The organism is Oryzisolibacter sp. LB2S (assembly GCF_040732315.1).
GTDB lineage: Bacteria > Pseudomonadota > Gammaproteobacteria > Burkholderiales > Burkholderiaceae_C > Alicycliphilus > Alicycliphilus soli.
Window position 1 is genome coordinate 1,815,197 of record NZ_CP160388.1, and the last position, 16,168, is coordinate 1,831,364.

Sequence of the window (16,168 nt, forward strand, 5' to 3'; positions counted from 1 at the left end):
CTCACTTCAGGCGCGCCAGGCGTTCCTTGGCAGCGGCCGCGGCCTCGGATTGAGGATAGGCGCGCAGCAGATCTTCCAGCGTCTTGCGCGCGGCGCGGGTGTCCTTGAGCTCGATCTGGCAATTGGCGATCGACAGGGCTGCCTCGGGTGCGCGCGCATGGTCGGGGGCGCTCGCCAGCAGGCTCTTGAAGTTGCCTATGGCCTGCTTGTACTCACGCGTCGCGTACTGCGCATTGCCAAGCCAGAAGCGCACCGACGGCAAGTAGCCCGACTGGGGATACGCGCCGACAAATTTGCCGAACGCCGCCGCCGATTCAGGAAATTTGCCTGATCGGAACAGCGCGAGCGCGGCCTCGAAGTCGCGCTTCTCCGCAGGGTCGGCACGAAACTCGCGGCCATCCAGCGTGATGGATTCAGGCTCGAATTTGCGCAGGCGTTCATCGACGCCCTGTGCCATGTCTTTCTGACGGCGCTGCAGCTCGGCCACATCGCGCTGAAGCTGTTCGTTCTGCCCACGCAGCGTGGCCTGCTCCGTGCGCAGCGCCTCGATCTGCGTCTGCAGATCCAGCAGGCTGCGGCGCAGTTGCGACACCTCGTCGGTGGAGCGCTCGCCCGCGCGCTGATTGGCCTGCTGCAGGCTGTCAACGCGCTGGCGCAGCTCCAGAATGGCTCGGCGCGCCTCATCGTCCCCAAACAACGCGTGGCTGGGCATCGACCAGGTCGCGGCAACGGCAAAGACCGCCGCGCCGAGCGCACGCGAATGTTGAAGCAAAGACATGCGCGCAGCCATCAGCGGTACGACAGTTCGACGCGACGGTTCTGCGCGTAGGCGCTTTCGTTGTTGCCCTGCGCCGCCGGTTTTTCCTCACCGAAGCTCACTGCCTCCATCTGTGCATCGGGCACACCCAGCAGTGCCAGCGAACGACGCACGGCTTCGGCGCGCTTCTGACCCAGAGCCAGGTTGTATTCACGGCCGCCGCGCTCGTCGGTGTGGCCTTCCAGAGCCACCTTGCGTGCGGGAGAGGCCTTCAGGAAGCGTGCGTGGCCTTCCAGAACAGACTGGTAGTCAGGCTTCACGACGAAGCTGTCGAAGTCGAAGTAAATGATGCGCGCCACGCCTGCCGGGCCGGCTGCATCACGGCCAGACTGGGTCAGATCGACCGGTGCCACGCCGCTTTGGCTTGCGCCGCCGGAGCTGCCCGTCGTGGAGGTGGCGCCCTTGTCTTCGACGGGAGCCTCGTCGAGCTTGACGCCCGAGCTGCAGCCAGCCATCAGGGCCGCAATGGTGAGAGCGATGGAAACGCGTTTGAGTTGGATGTGCTTCATAAGAAAGTGCCTACATCAGGCGTTGAGAAACCAAGGAATCATTACTTCTGAAAGGGCCCCCAGTCGGGCTCGCGGATGTCTCCGCCCTGCCCCGCCAGACGCGCCTTGATCTTGCCGTCGAGCGTGGTGGTCATGAGCGCCTCGCGGCCCTGCTGCTGGGTGGCATACAGAATCAGGCGGCTGTTGGGCGCAAAGCTGGGGCTTTCATCGGCGCTGGTGTCCGTCACCGCCGTCGTCGTGCCGGACTTCAGGTCCATCACGTGCAGCTTGAACGCTCCGCCCACGCGCGAGATATAGGCCAGCCACTGCCCGTCCGGGCTGATGGCGGGCGAGATGTTGTAGTTGCTGCCGAAGGTGATGCGCTCGGCATTGCCGCCACTGGCGCCCACGCGATAGATCTGCGGCGAGCCGCCGCGGTCGCTCACGAAGTAGATGCTGCGCCCGTCACTGGAAAAAGCCGGCTCGGTGTCGATGCCGCTGCTTTGCATCAGGCGGCGCGGTTCACCGCCATTGGCGTCGATGGTGTAGAGCTGCGAACCACCGTCGCGGCTCAGGGTCACGGCCAGCGTGCGTCCGTCGGGCGACCAGGCCGGTGCGCTGTTGGAGCCACGGAAGTTCGCGATCAGCCGACGCCGGCCCGTCGCCACGTCATGCACGTACACCACCGGCTTGCGCGACTCGAACGACACATAGGCCAGCTGCGCGCCCGAGGGCGACCAGGCCGGCGAGATGATGGGCTCGGGGCTCGACAGTGCCGACTGCGCGTTCTCGCCATCGGCATCGGCCACCCAGAGGCTGTAGCGCGCGCCCACCTTGGTCACATAGGCAATGCGCGTGGAGAACACCCCGCGCTCGCCGGTGAGCTTTTCATAGATGAAGTCGGCGATGCGGTGTGCCACCAGGCGCAGGTCGGCCTGGGTGACGACGAAGCTCTGCCCGCCCAGATCCTGGCCCTTGACCACGTCCCACAGCCGAAAGCGCACGTCGAAGCGACCATCGGCCAGGCGCGTGATGCTGCCGGTGCTCAGCGCGTCGGCCTTGCGCTGGCGCCACTGCGACAGGTCGGGGCGCGAGGTTTCATCGAGCGCCGCGCCCGAGGCATCGACGCCGATGAAGCGGCCGCTGCGCTCGAGGTCGGCCTGCACGATGGCGGAGATCTTCTGCGGCGACTGCGCCTCGCCGCGCAGGGGGGCAATGGCGATCGGCAGCTGCGTCAGCCCCACGCCCGTGATCTCGACACGAAACTGTGCGAGTGCGGGCAGCGCGGGGCTGGCGGCGAGAGCGGTGAGGGCATGGCGCCGCGACAGGGGCGGCAGGATGCGGGACAGGGGGGAAAGGGAAGAAGTGCGGTCAATAGTCATTGGCAACCGTCGAATAACCGTCAAACAACCGTCTGAAGCCGGTCGACACAAGCGCGCATGTTACACATAGCGTAGCGCGCCATGTGACAGACTGTGCCGATCGGACATGCTCAAAACGTAGAATCCGCCCCTCATGCAAGACCTCAATCATAGCGCGCGCCAGAGCGCTGCGCCGCAGACGCTCACACTTTTGGCACGCCTCAAGCGCCTGCACGCCTACTTTGGCCATCAGCGCCTGGCGTGGACCATGGCCCTGCTGGCCACCGTGGTGGCGGCCATTACGGAGCCATTGATTCCCGCGCTGCTCAAACCCTTGCTCGATCAGGGCTTCACGGAAGGATCGTTGCAACTGTGGATGGTTCCCGTGGCCATCATCGGTGTGTTTCTGGTGCGCGGACTTTCCCAGTTCACGGGGCAGTACGCGCTCAGCCGCATCGCCAACGAGGGCATGCTGCGCCTGCGCACCGCGCTGTTCGAGCGGCTGCTCGCGGCCGACATGGGGCTGTTTCGCCACCAGTCGGCCAGCGCGCTGTCCAACACCGTGGTGTACGAGGTGCAGAACGGATTCACCTCGCTCGTGCACGCCCTCATAGGCCTGTCGCGCGACGGCTTCACGCTCGTGGCACTGCTCGGTTACCTGATCTACCTGAACTGGCAGCTCACGCTGATCGTGGCGGTGATGGTGCCGGGCGTGGGCTGGATCATGAAGACGCTGTCGCGGCGCCTCTACAAGATCACCAAGAGCAGCCAGCAGGCCACGGACGATCTGGCCTACGTGGTCGAGGAAAACGTGCTCGCCCACCGCATGGTGCGCCTGCACGGAGCCCAGGTCGAGCAAGGCAAACGCTTCGACAGCCTGAGCCGCCGGCTGCGCCAGCTGGCCATCAAGTCCACCGTGGCCTCGGCGGCGATGACGCCCACCACCCAGCTGCTGGCCGCGGGCGCGCTCTCGGCCGTGATCTGCATCGCGCTGTGGCAAAGCCACGGCAATGGCGCCAAGGATGTGACCGTGGGTGGCTTTGCGGCCTTCATCGCCGCCATGCTGATGCTCATCGCCCCGATCCGCCGCCTGGCCGACGTGGCCAACCCCATCACGCGCGGCGTGGCCGCGCTCGAGCGCGGTCTGCTGCTGCTCAGCGAGGCGCCGGCCGAATCGGGCGGCAGCCATGTTGCCGAGCGAGCGCGTGGCGCCATCAGCCTGCGCGATGTGACGGTGTCCTTCGACAGCGACCATGCCCCGGCCCTGGCCCATGTGAGCCTGGACATTCGCCCCGGCGAGGTGGTGGCCCTGGTCGGGCCGTCGGGCGCGGGCAAGACCACGCTGGTCAACCTGCTGCCGCGCTTCGTGGCCGCAAGCAGCGGCCAGGTGCTGCTCGACGACGTACCCGCCGAGGACTGGAACCTGCAGTCGCTGCGCGCGCAGTTCGCCATGGTGAGCCAGGACGTGGTCATGTTCAACGACAGCATCGCCGCCAACGTGGCGCTGGGCGCGGCCATCGACGAGGCGCGCGTGCAGCATTGCCTTGCGGCCGCCAACCTGGCCCAGCATGTGGCCGCCCTGCCCCAGGGCATGCACACGCTGGTGGGGCACAACGCCACGCAGCTGTCGGGCGGGCAGCGCCAGCGGCTGGCGATTGCGCGCGCGCTGTACAAGGACGCGCCGATATTGATCCTGGACGAGGCCACCTCGGCCCTCGATACCGAATCCGAGCGCCTGGTGCAGGAGGCCCTGCAGCGCCTGATGCACGGGCGCACCACGCTGGTGATCGCACACCGCCTGTCCACCATCGAACATGCCGACCGCGTCGTGGTGATGGAGCGCGGGCGCATCGCCGAGCAAGGCACGCACGCCGAACTGGTCGCCGCCGGCGGGCTGTTTGCGCGCCTGCAGGCGCATGGGTCGTGATACAAAAAGAATAGCTGCTCGCGCTTGATGGACAAGCGCTAGAGGCCAAAATCAATCAAACCCTGTCATCCCCGCGCAGGCGGGGATCCAGGCACAGCCCAGGTCGCTGCCTCGTCACAGCCGTGGATCCCCGCCTGCGCGGGGATGACGGTGGGTTGTGCTGGCGTTGACGGCTGGTTGTGCGGGATGACCGCAGGTTAAGCGGGCGTTGCGAGAAGTCGGCAGCCGCGGCTGAAGGGCGCGGCAGTGGACTAAACAATGCGCGCGATGCAGGCACCTGCCGCCTGGTAGCTGCCGGCCGCGGCCTGCAGCCGGATGCTGCCCGCGCGGTGCGCCAGCACCTGCATCTCCATCTTCATCGCCTCCATCACGGCGATCACCTCGCCGGCCTGCACGACGGCGCCCTCTTCCACCTTCCAGGCGTGCAGATTGCCCGCGATCGGTGCGGCGACGGCCGCCTCATCGGCCGGCGCCTGGGCCACGGGCGCGGTCGCCACGCCGCCACCGGCCGCGGCCAGCCCTTGCAGCAATGCGGCCGGCAGGCCCAGCCGCATGCGCCGGCCATCGAGCTCGATGGCGCAGCGCACCAGCGTGCCGTCCACCTCGGGCGCGGCGCGCGTGGCGGCCGCGAGGTCGTGGGCGAAGTCCGTCTCTATCCAGCGCGTGTGCACCTTGAAGCCATCGGCGCCTATGAAGTCCGGCTGCTCCAGCACCGCGCGGTGAAACGGCAGCACGCTGGCCACGCCCTCGATCTCAAACTCGACCAGCGCGCGGCGCGCGCGCGCCAGCGCCTGTTCGCGCGTGGCGCCCGTGACGATGAGCTTGGCCATGAGCGAGTCAAAAGTGCCCGGCACGCTGGATCCCGCCTGCACGCCGCTGTCCACGCGCACCCCGGGGCCTCCCGGCGCATCAAAGCGTGCCACCGGCCCGGGCGTGGGCAGAAAGCCCCGGCCCACGTCCTCGGCGTTGATGCGGAACTCGATGGCGTGGCCCAGCGGCGCGGGCGTGTCGGTGATCGACAGCGGCAGGCCGTCGGCCACGCGCAGCTGCTCCACGACCAGGTCCAGGCCCGTGGTCTGCTCGGTCACCGGGTGTTCGACCTGCAGGCGCGTGTTGACCTCGAGGAACGAGATGGCGCCGCTGCCCGACAGCAAGAACTCCACCGTGCCCGCGCCCTCGTAGCCTACCTCGGCGCAGATGTCGTGCGCGGCCTGGTGGATGCGCTCGCGCTGCGCGTCGGTGAGGAATGGCGCCGGCGCCTCCTCGACGAGCTTCTGGTTGCGCCGCTGCAGTGAGCAGTCGCGCGTGCCCAGCACCACCACGCGGCCATGTTTGTCGCCGATGACCTGGGCCTCGATGTGGCGCGGCCTGTCGAGGAACTGCTCGACGAAGCACTCGCCGCGCCCGAACGCGGCCGTGGCCTCGCGCACGGCGGACTCGTAGAGCTCGGCCACCTCGTCCATGCGCCACGCGATCTTCATGCCGCGCCCGCCGCCGCCGAACGCGGCCTTGATGATGATGGGCAGGCCATGCTGCTCGGCAAACGCCAGCACCTCGGCGGCATCCTTGACGGGCTCGGGCGTGCCCGCGACCAGCGGCGCACCGACCTTGAGCGCGATCTTGCGCGCCTCGACCTTGTCGCCCAGGCGCGCGATGGCTGCGGGCGACGGGCCTATCCAGGCCAGGCCCGCGTCGAGCACGGCCTGGGCGAAGGCCGCGCTCTCGGACAGAAAGCCATAGCCCGGGTGCACGGCGTCGGCGCCGCTCTTCTTCGCAATGTCGAGCAGCTTGGCGATGTGCAGATAGGTGTCGGCCGGACGCTCGCCGTCCAGGCCATAGGCCTCGTCGGCCATGCGCGCGTGCAGGGCGTCGATGTCGGCATCGGCGTACACGGCCACGGATTGCACGCCGTAGTCGCGGCAGGCGCGCACCACCCGCACCGCTATTTCACCTCTGTTGGCAATCAAAACTTTTTTCATGGCGGTCAGGGACAGGTGATGGCCTCGAAGGGCCGGATGGGGTTGAAGCGCACCCAGGCGTTCACGGGGATCTGCCCCGCGCGGTCCAGGTGATGCGGGGCCACGCAGGCGATCACGGGGTAGCCGCCGGTGAGCGGGTGGTCGGCCAGGAACAACACGGGCTGGCCGCTGGCGGGCACCTGGATGGCGCCCGTGGGCGTGCCCTCGCTGGGTAGTTCCTGGCTGATGGCGCGCTCAAGCGGCCGTTCGCCCGCCAGACGCAGGCCCACGCGGTTGGACTGGGGCGTGACGCGCCAGCGCTGGCGCGCGAGCAAGTCCAGCGCGTCGGGCGTGAACCAGTCGGTGCGCGGGCCCGGCACCACGTCGAGCACCACGTCCTCGTGCAGGCCGGGCAGGTTCTCTGGTGGCAGCTCGGCCGCGCCCACGACGGCGCCGCGCTCGACGGGCCGCAGCGCGAGCACATCACCCGCGGCCAGCGCTGGCGGCCCCACATGGGCCAGGGTATCGGTGCTGCGGCTGCCGAGCACGGGCGACACGTCAAAGCCGCCGCGCGCCGCCACATAACAGCGCGTGCCGGCCACGGGCTCGCCAATGTGCAGCATGTCGCCGTCGGCCAGCGCCAGCGCCTGGTAGCGCGGCACGCTCCAGCTGCTGCCCGCGGCGCTGGTCAGCGTGAGCGGCGCATCGGCCCCCGTGACCGCGACCACGGTGTCGCCGCGGCTCACGAGGCGCAGGCCGCCGTTGACGGTCTCCAGGCAGGCGGCGTTCGAGGCATTGCCCACGAGCCGGTTGGCCGTGCGGCAGGCGCCCCGGTCCAGCGCGCCCGAGGCTGACACGCCCTGCCCCGCTTGGCCGGGCCGGCCCAGGTCCTGCAGCAGCGTCTGCAGGCCGGGGGCGCGCACCTGCAGCGCCGGGCCGCTCTGGTGCGGCGCCGCCACTTTCAAGGGTATTTTGGCTGCAGCGCCCTCCAGGTGGGCGCGAGCAGCTATTGATAACGTAGCAATATCGACAAAGCGCACCCGAAAGCCCGGCTGCAGCAGCGCGGGCACGGCGCGCTCGATGTCCCACATGGCCAGCGGCGTGGTGCCTATGATCTGCCAGCCCCCGGGGCTGGCCTGCGGATAGACGCCGCTGAAGCGCCCCGCCAGCGCCACGGCCCCCGCGGGGATGCGCGTGCGCGGCGTGGCGCGGCGCGGCACATCCAGGCTCTCATGCCCGCCCGACAGGTAGGCAAAGCCCGGCGCAAAGCCGACGAAGGCCACGCTGTAGATGCTGCCCGTGTGGCGGCGCACGAGTTCGTCGGGCGTGATGCCCAGCAGCTGTGCGACCTCCGCCAGGTCCTCGCCGTCGTAGCGCACGGGGATCTCGACCAGGGTGCCGCCACGCTCCACCTTGTGGGACAGGTCGCGCGCGCAGATGGCACGCACCAGCTCGGCCACGCCCGTGGCCGCGGGACGAAACTGCACGAGGATGGTGCGCGCGGCCGGCACCAGTTCCTCCACGCCGGGCAACGGCTCGCGCTGCAGCGAGGCCAGCAGCGCCAGGGTCTGGTCCAGGTCTGCCAGCTCGACGAGCAGCGCGTTCAGGGAGACGGGCAGGAAGCGCATGGCGGGCTCATGCGGGCTCATACGTGGTAGCTGCTGTCGGGCACGTCGGTGATGAACATGTAGCCCGGTGCGTGCGTCACGGCAAACGGTACGCCCGAGGCCATCACCGCCGCCTGGGGCGTGACGCCGCAGGCCCAGAACACGGGCACCTCACCGGGCTCGATGCGCACAGGATCGCCAAAATCGGGCCTGGCGATGTCGGCAATGCCCAGCGCCGCCGGATCGCCCACATGCACGGGCGCGCCATGCACCGAGGGAAAGCGCGCCGAGATGCTCACCGCATCGGCCACGCGGTGCGCCGGAATGGGCCGCATGGACACCACCATCTCGCCATGCAGACGCCCGGCCGGGCGGCATTGGCGACTGGTGCGGTACATGGGCACGTTGGAGCCGTCGGCGATGTGGCGCACCTCGATGCCGGCCTCCTGCAGCGGGGTTTCGAACGTGAAGCTGCAGCCAATCAGAAAGGTGACCAGGTCGGGATGCTCGACCCAGAGCGCGGTGGCGTCCTGCACCTCCTCGACCAGCCGGCCATTGCGCCAGACGCGGTACAGCGGAATGTCGGTGCGCACGTCGGCACCCTCGGCCAACACGGTGTGGTGCGCGCCGGCCTCGATCACGTCGAGCACCGGGCAGGGCTTGGGGTTGCGCTGCGCGTACAGCAGAAAGTCCCAGGCCCAGTCGCGCGGCAGCGCAATCATGTTGGCCTGGGTCATGCCGGGTGCGACGCCGGCCGTGGGCCGCACGGCGCCCGCGCGGTATTCGGCGCGCGCCTGGCGCGCCGCGGCAACGGCGTCGCTGCGCGCTTGGCGGACTGCGTTGACTTGCATGGTGTGGGCTCCTGACAAATTCACATGAACGAGCGCACGGTCACGCCGTCACTCTCCAGCGCCATGCGCACGGCGCGCGCCATCTCCACGGCGCCGGGGCTGTCGCCATGCACGCAGATGGACTGCGCATCCACGCGCGCGAGGCTGCCGTCGATGGCCTCGACCACGCCGTCGCGCACCAGGCGCAGCATGCGTGCCGCGACCAGGGCGCTGTCGTGCAGCACGGCGCCCTTCTCGCGGCGCGACACCAGGGTTCCCTGGGGCGTGTAGGCGCGGTCGGCAAAGGCCTCGCCGATCACGCGCAGGCCGGCATCTCGCGCCCAGGCGACGAGCGGCGAGCCGGCCAGCGCCACCAGCGCCAGGTCGGCATCGACCGCGCGGATGGCGGCGATCACGTCGCGCGCCTGGCGCTCGTCCTGGGCAATGGTGTTGTAGAGCGCGCCGTGGGGCTTGACGTAGCGCACGCGCGTGCCGGCGGCCTGCGCCAGCCCCTGCAGCGCGCCGATCTGGTAGATCACGTCGGCCACCAGGTCGCTGCTGGCCACATCCATGTTGCGCCGGCCAAAGCCCACCAGGTCCGGGTAGGCCACATGGGCGCCCACCGTCACGCCGCGCGCCTGGGCGGCCCTGAGCGTGGCCAGAATGCCCGCCGGGTCGCCCGCGTGAAAGCCGCAGGCCACGTTGGCGCTGCTCACGATGTCCAGCATGGCAGCGTCGTCGCCCATGGTCCAGGCACCCAGGCTCTCGCCGAGGTCGCTGTTCAGGTCCATCACAGACATGGGATACCTCCAGCTTCTGCTACATGCGCGAGGGCAGCCAGAGCACGATCTCCGGCACCGCGTACAGGGCAAGCACGGCCGCCAGCATCACGAAGAACATCGGTGCCGTGACGCGTGCGATCCAGCCAATGTCGCGCTTGGTCAGGCCCTGGATGACGAACAGGTTCAGCCCCACGGGCGGCGTGATCTGCGCCATCTCGACCACCAGCACGATGAAGACACCGAACCAGATCAGGTCATAGCCCGCGGCCTCGACCGTGGGCAGCAGCACGGCAATCGTCAGCACCACCATGGAGATGCCGTCGAGGAAGCAGCCGAGCACGATGAAGAACACGGTCAGCATCATCAGCAGCGCGAGCGGCGACAGGTGCAGCGAGCCAATCCATTCGGCCAGGTGGCGTGGCAGCCCGATGAAGCCCATGGCCAGCGTGAGAAAGGCCGCCCCGGCCAGGATCAGGCCGATCATGCAGTACACGCGGCAGGCGCTGATCAGGCCTTCCTTGAACTTCTGCCACGACAGCGATCCCTCCCATGCGGCCAGGCCCAGCGCGCCTGCCACGCCCAGCGCGGCGGCCTCGGTGGCCGTGGCAACGCCCGAGTAGATACCGCCCAGCACCAGGCCGATGAGGATCACCGCGGGAATCAGGTGGCGCGCCTCGTAGATCTTCTGCATGAAGGACATGGACATGTCCGAGGCAGGCACCTGCTCGCGGTTGAACAGCGCCCAGACGGCGATGTAGCTCATGAACAGGCCCGCCAGCATCAGCCCGGGGAAGACCCCCGCAAGAAACAGCTTGGCGATGGAGACATTGGCCGCCACGCCGTAGACGATCATGATGATCGAGGGCGGAATCAGCAGGCCCAGGGTGGCCGCGCCGCCCAGCGTGCCCACGGCCATGGCGTCGGGGTAGCCGCGCTTTTTCAGCTCGGGCAGGGTCATCTTGCCAATGGTGGCGCAGGTGGCCGCGGATGAGCCCGAGATGGCGGCAAAGATGGTGCAGCCCACCACGTTGGTGTGCAACAGCCGCCCGGGCAGCTTGTCCATCCACGGCGCAAGGCCGCGGAACATGCTGTCCGAGAGCTTGCTGCGAAACAGGATCTCGCCCATCCACAGAAACAGCGGCAGCGCGGTCAGCGTCCAGGCCGAGCTCGCCCCCCAGATGGTGAGCATCATGCTGTCGCCTACCGGGCGGCTGGTGAACAGCTCCATGCCGAGCAGGCCCACGGCCAGCAGGCCCAGGCCTATCCAGATGCCAGCGCCGAGCACCGCAAACAGCGCAATGATCAGCACCAGTGCAGCCATCATGTCCATGTCGGTCTCCCCTGCTTATTCGGCCACCGACCCGGGGCCGGCAATGAACCACTCGCGCCCGCGCAGGCGCGCCACGATGGCATGCAAGAAGGCCAGCGCAAAGGCCACGCAACCTATCGCCATGCTCAGCTGCGGAATCCACAGTGGCGTGGCGTCGGCCGCCGGCGAGACGTCGTGCGTCTCGTACGACAGCCACACGGCGCGCACGGCAAACCAGGCCAGGTAGCTGGAGAGGCCCAGCGCCACGATCAGCCCCGCCCACTCCAACGCGGCACGCGCGCGGCCGCCCAGCCGGTCGAGCAGCAGCGTGACGCGGATATGGTCGCCATGCATCAGCGCCGTGGGCAACGCAAAGAACAGCGCCGCGGCAATGGCGTAGCCGGCATAGGCGTCCAGACCCTGGATGTCGATGAACGACACCTGGCGTGCGAGGATGCCCAGCATCACGATCACGAACGCGGCCACCATGGACACGCAGGCAAGGCCGATGAGCAGGCGATAGAAAAGACGGGCGAGTTGGTCCATGGCGAACTCCGGGCGCGGCTGCGCGGGTGGAACGGGGGCCGAGCTCTCAGCGCTTCTGATAGGCGTCGACGATGGCCTTGCCCTCGGCGCCGGCCGCCTTCACCCACTCCTCGGTCATGGTGGTGCCGATGCGGGCAAATTCCTTCTTCAGCGCATCCGACGGCTCACCCACGGTCATGCCCTTGGCGGCCAGTTCCTTGAGATATTCCTTGTCCAGGCGCTCGCTCATCTCCCAGCCGCGCTTCTCGGCCGCGGCCGCGGCCTTGAGCACGGCCTCCTGCAGGGGCTTGTCCAGCGCGTCGAAGGCTTTCTTGTTGACCACGGTGGCGTTGCGCGGCAACCAGGCGTTGACGATGTAGAAATGCTTGATCTGCTCATAGAGCTTGCTCTCCACGCCGCTGGCGCTGGAGGTGAAGAAGTTGTTCACCGTGTTCGTGGCCAGGGCCTGGCCCAGCTCCGAGAGCTGGATGGTGACCGGCTGGGCCTTGAGCAATTGGGCGATGCGCGTGGACGTGGGGTTGTAGGCGCGCATCTTGGTGCCTGCGAGGTCGGCGGGGCTCTGCACCGGCTTGTTCGAATACAGAGACTGGCCCGGCCAGGCCACGCTGTACAGCAGCTTCATGCCCTGGGAGGCGAGCAGCTTCTCCTGTGCGGGCTTGGCGGCCTGATACAGACGCCAGGCATCGGCGTAGGAACTGGCGAGGAAGGGCACGGAGTCCACGCCGTACAGCGCATTCTCGTTGGCGGCGCCGGACAGGATGAATTCGGCCGCCGGCACCTGGCCGGTCTGCACCGCGCGCTTGATCTCGTTGGCCTTGTAGAGCGAGCCACCGGGATGCAGCGTGATCTTGAGCTTGCCGCCAGTCAACTCGTCCACCTCCTTGGCGAACTGCTGGTTGTTCTGCGTCTGAAAGGTGTTGGCCGCATAGCCAGTGGGCAGGTCCCACTTGACCTGGGCCTGGGCGGCGCCAGCGGCGATGCAGGCGATGGACAAAAGAAAGCGCTTCATGAAGTGACTCCTGTGAACAAGGGATCGCAACGAGGGATCGCAACGACAGTCGGGACAGCGACCACATCAACCCTTCAAACCGCAAGTGTCGAAGAGCTAATTGACGCAAATTGTTCAACAATAATCACGTAAAAGTTGATCATAAAAAAGCCGGGGAAACCCTGAGGCTTGCGCTTTTGTCCGCAGCATCAGTTCTGTCAACAGCGGCGGGCCGCTGGCTACACTTGACTATTCACGCACCGCCCTCTTGCTCCATGACCAGCGCCCCAGGCATACCAGCCAACCTCACCGATCGCATCGCACAGCAGCTGCGCGCAAGAATCGTCGATGGTGAGCTGACGCCCGGCCAGCGTCTGTCGGAGGCCGCCTTGAGTGAAGATCTGGCGATCTCGCGCAACACGCTGCGCGAGGCGTTTCGCCTCTTGAGCAAGGAGGGGCTGCTCAGGCATGAGCCCAATCGCGGCGTGTCGGTGGCGATTCCCAGCATCGCCGCCATCATCGACATCTACCGCGTGCGTCGCCTCATCGAATGCCAGGCCCTGGCCCAGGCCTATCCGCGCCACCCGGCCAAGAAGCACCTGCGTGCGGCGGTGGATCAAGCCCTGCGTTGCCGCGACGCGGGCGACTGGCGTGGCGTGGGTACGGCCAACATGGAACTGCACAAGGCCATCGTGGAACTGGCCGACAGCGAGCGCCTGAACGAGATGTTTGCGCACCTGCTGGCCGAGCTGCGCCTGGCCTTCGGCCTGCTCAACGACCCGGAATTCCTGCACGCGCCCTATGTGGATGGCAATGTGAAGATCGTCGAGCTGTTCGAGGCCGGCAAGCCCCATGAGGCAGCGGCCGCGCTGGCCGACTACCTGGTGCACTCCGAGCGCATCGTGCTCGCGGCCTACGCGCGGCGCGTCTCGGACGCCGGCGCGAGCATGTGAGCGTCAGTCGCCGCGCGACTCGCCGGCGTCCTCGGCCGGCGGGCGCTCGGCCTCCACCAGCACGCATTCCCTGCCCGTGCGCCTGCATGCATCCTGGGTGCGCCAGTAGGCGTGGTGGCCTATGCAGCCCGTCTGGCAGATGACCAGCTCGGCCGCGGCAAGCGCGGATTCCGGTGCGTCCTCGGCCTCGTGCGGGCTGGGTCGGTGACGCGCAGCACCGAGCTGATGGCGCAGGCTGGCGTTCTGGCGTTCGAGCTCGACCAGGCGCAGGGCGAGCCGCTGCATGTCCTGGGTGAGCCAGGCGAGCTGCGTGTCCTTGCGGATCGCGGCCGCGCGCTGGCGCATCAACAGGGCGTTGAGCCGTTCGATTTCGGCCGCCTGGTCGCCCATGATGCGGCTGCAGCGCTCCTGCACCCTGCCGAACTCGCGGCCCAGGACGCCGTGCTCGCGCGCCAGTGCGGCAAGGCCCACGACATCGGCCCGTGCGGCGACGCAGCCGCCTTGGCCATGGCTCTGCGCAGTCACCGGGGCGGCGCTGGCCTCAATGCACCGCGCGCGCATGTTCGCTCCGTCCCTGCGCCTCGCGCGGCGGCACGCCCTGCAGGCGTTGGCGCGCCTCGGACACCATCTCGGCCATGGCGAGAAAGGCGCCTGCCTCCAGACGCACCGAAACGCAGTCGAGCGACAGGTGCACGACCCCGCAGTCGGGGCAGACGGCCACATGGCCGACCGGGCTGCGTGCCAGCAGGGCGTGCTGGCAGGGGGACGATGGGGGCGTGTAGGCCATGGGCTTCTCCTTGGTGATCGTTGGAGAAGGCATTTTAAATACGAATCGTTCGCATTTAAAAGAGCGTGAAGGTAAAGAAATGGGGGCGTACCTCTGGCCGCCATGATGGCGGCGCAAGCCGGAAACCACGCGGTGTGTGCGTGGTTTGTGCGCTGTGAAGATCCTGGATTCCGGCTTTCGCCGGAATGACGCGGCATCGTGCGCGCGCTACGGGCGACATGCCCCCAATAAGAAAAAACGGCATCCAGCCCTTTGCAGGCGAGCGCCAACAGCTATCAAACAGCTAGCATCACCACTTGCCCCGGTTGGGCTGCCGCCGGCGCACGGCCTCGGCGATCAGTTCTGCCATGTCGGCGCGCTCGGCCTGGCGGGCGAAGTCCATGGCCGTCAGGCCCAGATCGTTCCTGAGCGTCGGGTCGGCGCCCTCCTCGACCAGCAGCCGCGCCACGTCGTCCTGGCCGTAGCGCACGGCCATCATCAGCGGTGTGGTGCCGTTGGGCGATGCGGCGTCGATGTAGGCATGCTCCTCGAGCAGCAGGCGAACCATGGCCGCGGCATCGGCCGTGGCGCAGGAGGCCGCGTAGTGCAGCGGTGTCCAGCCGGTCTTGTTGACGTCGGCATCGAGCGCGATCAGCGCGCGTGCGGCGGGCAGGTTGCCGCGCAGCGCGGCCATCATGAGGGCGCTTTCGTTCTTGGCGTTGCGCTCCTCCACCTTCAGGCCCTTGGCCGCGATGAGCGCAGCGGCGGCCTGGTGCGAGTCGCCGCGCAGCGCCACGATGAGCGCGGGCTGGCCCTTGGGGTCGCGCGCATTGGGGTCGAAGCCGCGGCGCAGCAGGTCGGTGATGACGCTGGCCCGGTCGAGCTCGATGGCCTTGAAGAAATCCTCATAGGCGCCCGCATGGGCCAGGCCGGCGAGCGGCGCGATGATGGCAATGGCCACGCGGGCCAGGCGCGCCAGGGCGTGGCGGCGGCCGGTCATGCGCCGTCCCCCTGCAGGAACAGCCGCTCGAAGTTGTGGCTCGTGGCCCGCGCAACCTCCTGCACATCGAGGCCCTTCACGGCCGCGATCTGCTGCGCCACATAGGGCACGTAGGAGGGGTTGTTGGTCTTGCCCCGGTAGGGCACGGGCGCCAGGTAGGGGCTGTCGGTCTCGATGAGCAGCCTGTCCATGGGCACGAAGGCGGCGACGTCGCGCAGGTCCTGCGCGTTCTTGAAGGTGATGATGCCGGAGAACGAGATGTAGTAGCCCATGTCCAGCGCCGCGCGCGCCACCTGGGCGGTTTCGGTGAAGCAGTGGAACACGCCGCCGGCGCGCGGCCCCGGCCCGGCCTCGCCCTCCTCGCGCAATATGGCCAGGGTGTCCTCCGATGCGCTGCGCGTGTGTATCACCAGCGGCTTGGCACAGATGCGTGCCGCGCGGATGTGGGTGCGAAAGCGCTCGCGCTGCCATTCCAGGTCGGCAATGCTGCGCCCGCCCTTGCGGTCCTCCATGCCGTAGTAGTCCAGGCCCGTCTCGCCGATCGCCACCACGCGCGGCAGCGCGGCGCGATCGAGCAGGTCCTGCACGCTGGGCTCGGCGAGGCCCTCGGTGTCGGGGTGTACGCCCACGGTTGCCCAGAAGTTGTCATGGCCGGTGGCCAGGGCGTGGACGTCGGCAAACTCCTCCATCGTGGTGCAGATGCACAGCGCGCGATCGACCTGCGCGGCGGCCATGGCCTCGCGGATGCGCGGCAGGTCGCCCGCGAGCTCGGGGAAGTTCAGGTGACAGTGGGAATCGACAAACATGCGTCAATGAAAACAAAAAGCCGACCGGCA

The 16,168-nt window shown here is 68.2% G+C and carries 16 protein-coding genes; 2 read left to right on the forward strand and 14 right to left on the reverse strand.

The features are described 5' to 3' along the window. Position 1 precedes the first annotated feature (1 nt). Genes ybgF through tolB form a run of 3 tightly spaced genes read right to left on the reverse strand, consistent with a single transcriptional unit; the run spans position 2 to position 2,687 of the window. Positions 2-790 carry a tol-pal system protein YbgF gene (gene ybgF, locus ABUE11_RS08575; RefSeq protein ID WP_367068624.1) on the reverse strand — a complete coding sequence of 263 codons (789 nt, stop codon included), beginning with the start codon at positions 788-790 and terminating at the stop codon, positions 2-4. Beyond that, positions 790-1,326: a peptidoglycan-associated lipoprotein Pal gene (gene pal, locus ABUE11_RS08580; protein ID WP_367068625.1), complete on the reverse strand. Its 537-nt coding sequence runs from the start codon at positions 1,324-1,326 to the stop codon at positions 790-792. Before pal ends, ybgF begins: the two co-directional genes overlap by 1 nt. A gap of 41 nt (positions 1,327-1,367) precedes the next feature. Continuing rightward, positions 1,368-2,687: a Tol-Pal system beta propeller repeat protein TolB gene (tolB, locus tag ABUE11_RS08585; protein ID WP_367068626.1), complete on the reverse strand. Its 1,320-nt coding sequence runs from the start codon at positions 2,685-2,687 to the stop codon at positions 1,368-1,370. Positions 2,688-2,820: 133 nt separating this feature from the next. On the opposite strand from tolB, the gene msbA reads away from it, so the two are divergent. Beyond that, positions 2,821-4,593 (forward strand): lipid A export permease/ATP-binding protein MsbA, encoded by a 1,773-nt coding sequence (gene msbA, locus ABUE11_RS08590; protein ID WP_367068627.1) that lies wholly within the window; start codon positions 2,821-2,823, stop codon positions 4,591-4,593. Positions 4,594-4,844: 251 nt separating this feature from the next. Here the strand turns inward: msbA and ABUE11_RS08595 are convergent, their stop codons facing one another. The 7 genes from ABUE11_RS08595 to ABUE11_RS08625 are packed head-to-tail and all read right to left on the reverse strand — an operon-like array spanning position 4,845 to position 12,634. Continuing rightward, the gene (locus ABUE11_RS08595; RefSeq protein ID WP_367068628.1) at positions 4,845-6,572 is read right to left on the reverse strand and encodes a biotin carboxylase N-terminal domain-containing protein; all 1,728 of its coding nucleotides are present in this window, start codon (positions 6,570-6,572) and stop codon (positions 4,845-4,847) included. A gap of 5 nt (positions 6,573-6,577) precedes the next feature. Then, complete coding sequence (locus tag ABUE11_RS08600; RefSeq protein WP_367068629.1) at positions 6,578-8,179, reverse strand: urea amidolyase family protein; 1,602 nt, start codon at positions 8,177-8,179, stop codon at positions 6,578-6,580. 17 nt (positions 8,180-8,196) lie between these two features. Further along, positions 8,197-9,009: a putative hydro-lyase gene (locus ABUE11_RS08605; RefSeq protein ID WP_367068630.1), complete on the reverse strand. Its 813-nt coding sequence runs from the start codon at positions 9,007-9,009 to the stop codon at positions 8,197-8,199. A gap of 20 nt (positions 9,010-9,029) precedes the next feature. After that, a complete protein-coding gene (locus ABUE11_RS08610) occupies positions 9,030-9,788 on the reverse strand; it encodes a 5-oxoprolinase subunit PxpA (RefSeq protein WP_367068631.1) in 759 nt (252 codons plus the stop codon). 19 nt (positions 9,789-9,807) lie between these two features. Next, positions 9,808-11,100: a TRAP transporter large permease subunit gene (locus tag ABUE11_RS08615; RefSeq protein ID WP_367068632.1), complete on the reverse strand. Its 1,293-nt coding sequence runs from the start codon at positions 11,098-11,100 to the stop codon at positions 9,808-9,810. 15 nt (positions 11,101-11,115) lie between these two features. Next, positions 11,116-11,625: a TRAP transporter small permease gene (locus ABUE11_RS08620; protein ID WP_367068633.1), complete on the reverse strand. Its 510-nt coding sequence runs from the start codon at positions 11,623-11,625 to the stop codon at positions 11,116-11,118. Between the two features lie 46 nt (positions 11,626-11,671). Continuing rightward, entirely contained in the window at positions 11,672-12,634 is a 963-nt protein-coding gene (locus tag ABUE11_RS08625) for a TRAP transporter substrate-binding protein (protein WP_367068634.1), read from the reverse strand. 254 nt (positions 12,635-12,888) lie between these two features. Between ABUE11_RS08625 and ABUE11_RS08630 the strand changes: the two genes are divergently transcribed. Continuing rightward, on the forward strand, positions 12,889-13,566 hold the full coding sequence (locus ABUE11_RS08630) for a GntR family transcriptional regulator (protein WP_367068635.1): 678 nt from the start codon (positions 12,889-12,891) through the stop codon (positions 13,564-13,566). A gap of 3 nt (positions 13,567-13,569) precedes the next feature. On the opposite strand, the gene ABUE11_RS08635 is transcribed toward ABUE11_RS08630, so the two are convergent. The 4 genes from ABUE11_RS08635 to ABUE11_RS08650 all read right to left on the reverse strand — a co-directional run bounded on the left by ABUE11_RS08635 (position 13,570) and on the right by ABUE11_RS08650 (position 16,138). Further along, the gene (locus ABUE11_RS08635; protein ID WP_367068636.1) at positions 13,570-14,127 is read right to left on the reverse strand and encodes a hypothetical protein; all 558 of its coding nucleotides are present in this window, start codon (positions 14,125-14,127) and stop codon (positions 13,570-13,572) included. After that, positions 14,108-14,353, reverse strand: a complete 246-nt coding sequence (locus tag ABUE11_RS08640) for a hypothetical protein (protein ID WP_367068637.1) — start codon at positions 14,351-14,353, stop codon at positions 14,108-14,110. The genes ABUE11_RS08635 and ABUE11_RS08640 overlap by 20 nt, the downstream gene beginning before the upstream one ends. Before the next feature lie 289 nt (positions 14,354-14,642). Next, the gene (locus ABUE11_RS08645; RefSeq protein WP_367068638.1) at positions 14,643-15,332 is read right to left on the reverse strand and encodes an ankyrin repeat domain-containing protein; all 690 of its coding nucleotides are present in this window, start codon (positions 15,330-15,332) and stop codon (positions 14,643-14,645) included. Next, positions 15,329-16,138, reverse strand: coding sequence for a TatD family hydrolase (locus ABUE11_RS08650; RefSeq protein WP_367068639.1), 810 nt, complete (start codon positions 16,136-16,138; stop codon positions 15,329-15,331). Before ABUE11_RS08650 ends, ABUE11_RS08645 begins: the two co-directional genes overlap by 4 nt. Positions 16,139-16,168 lie beyond the last annotated feature (30 nt).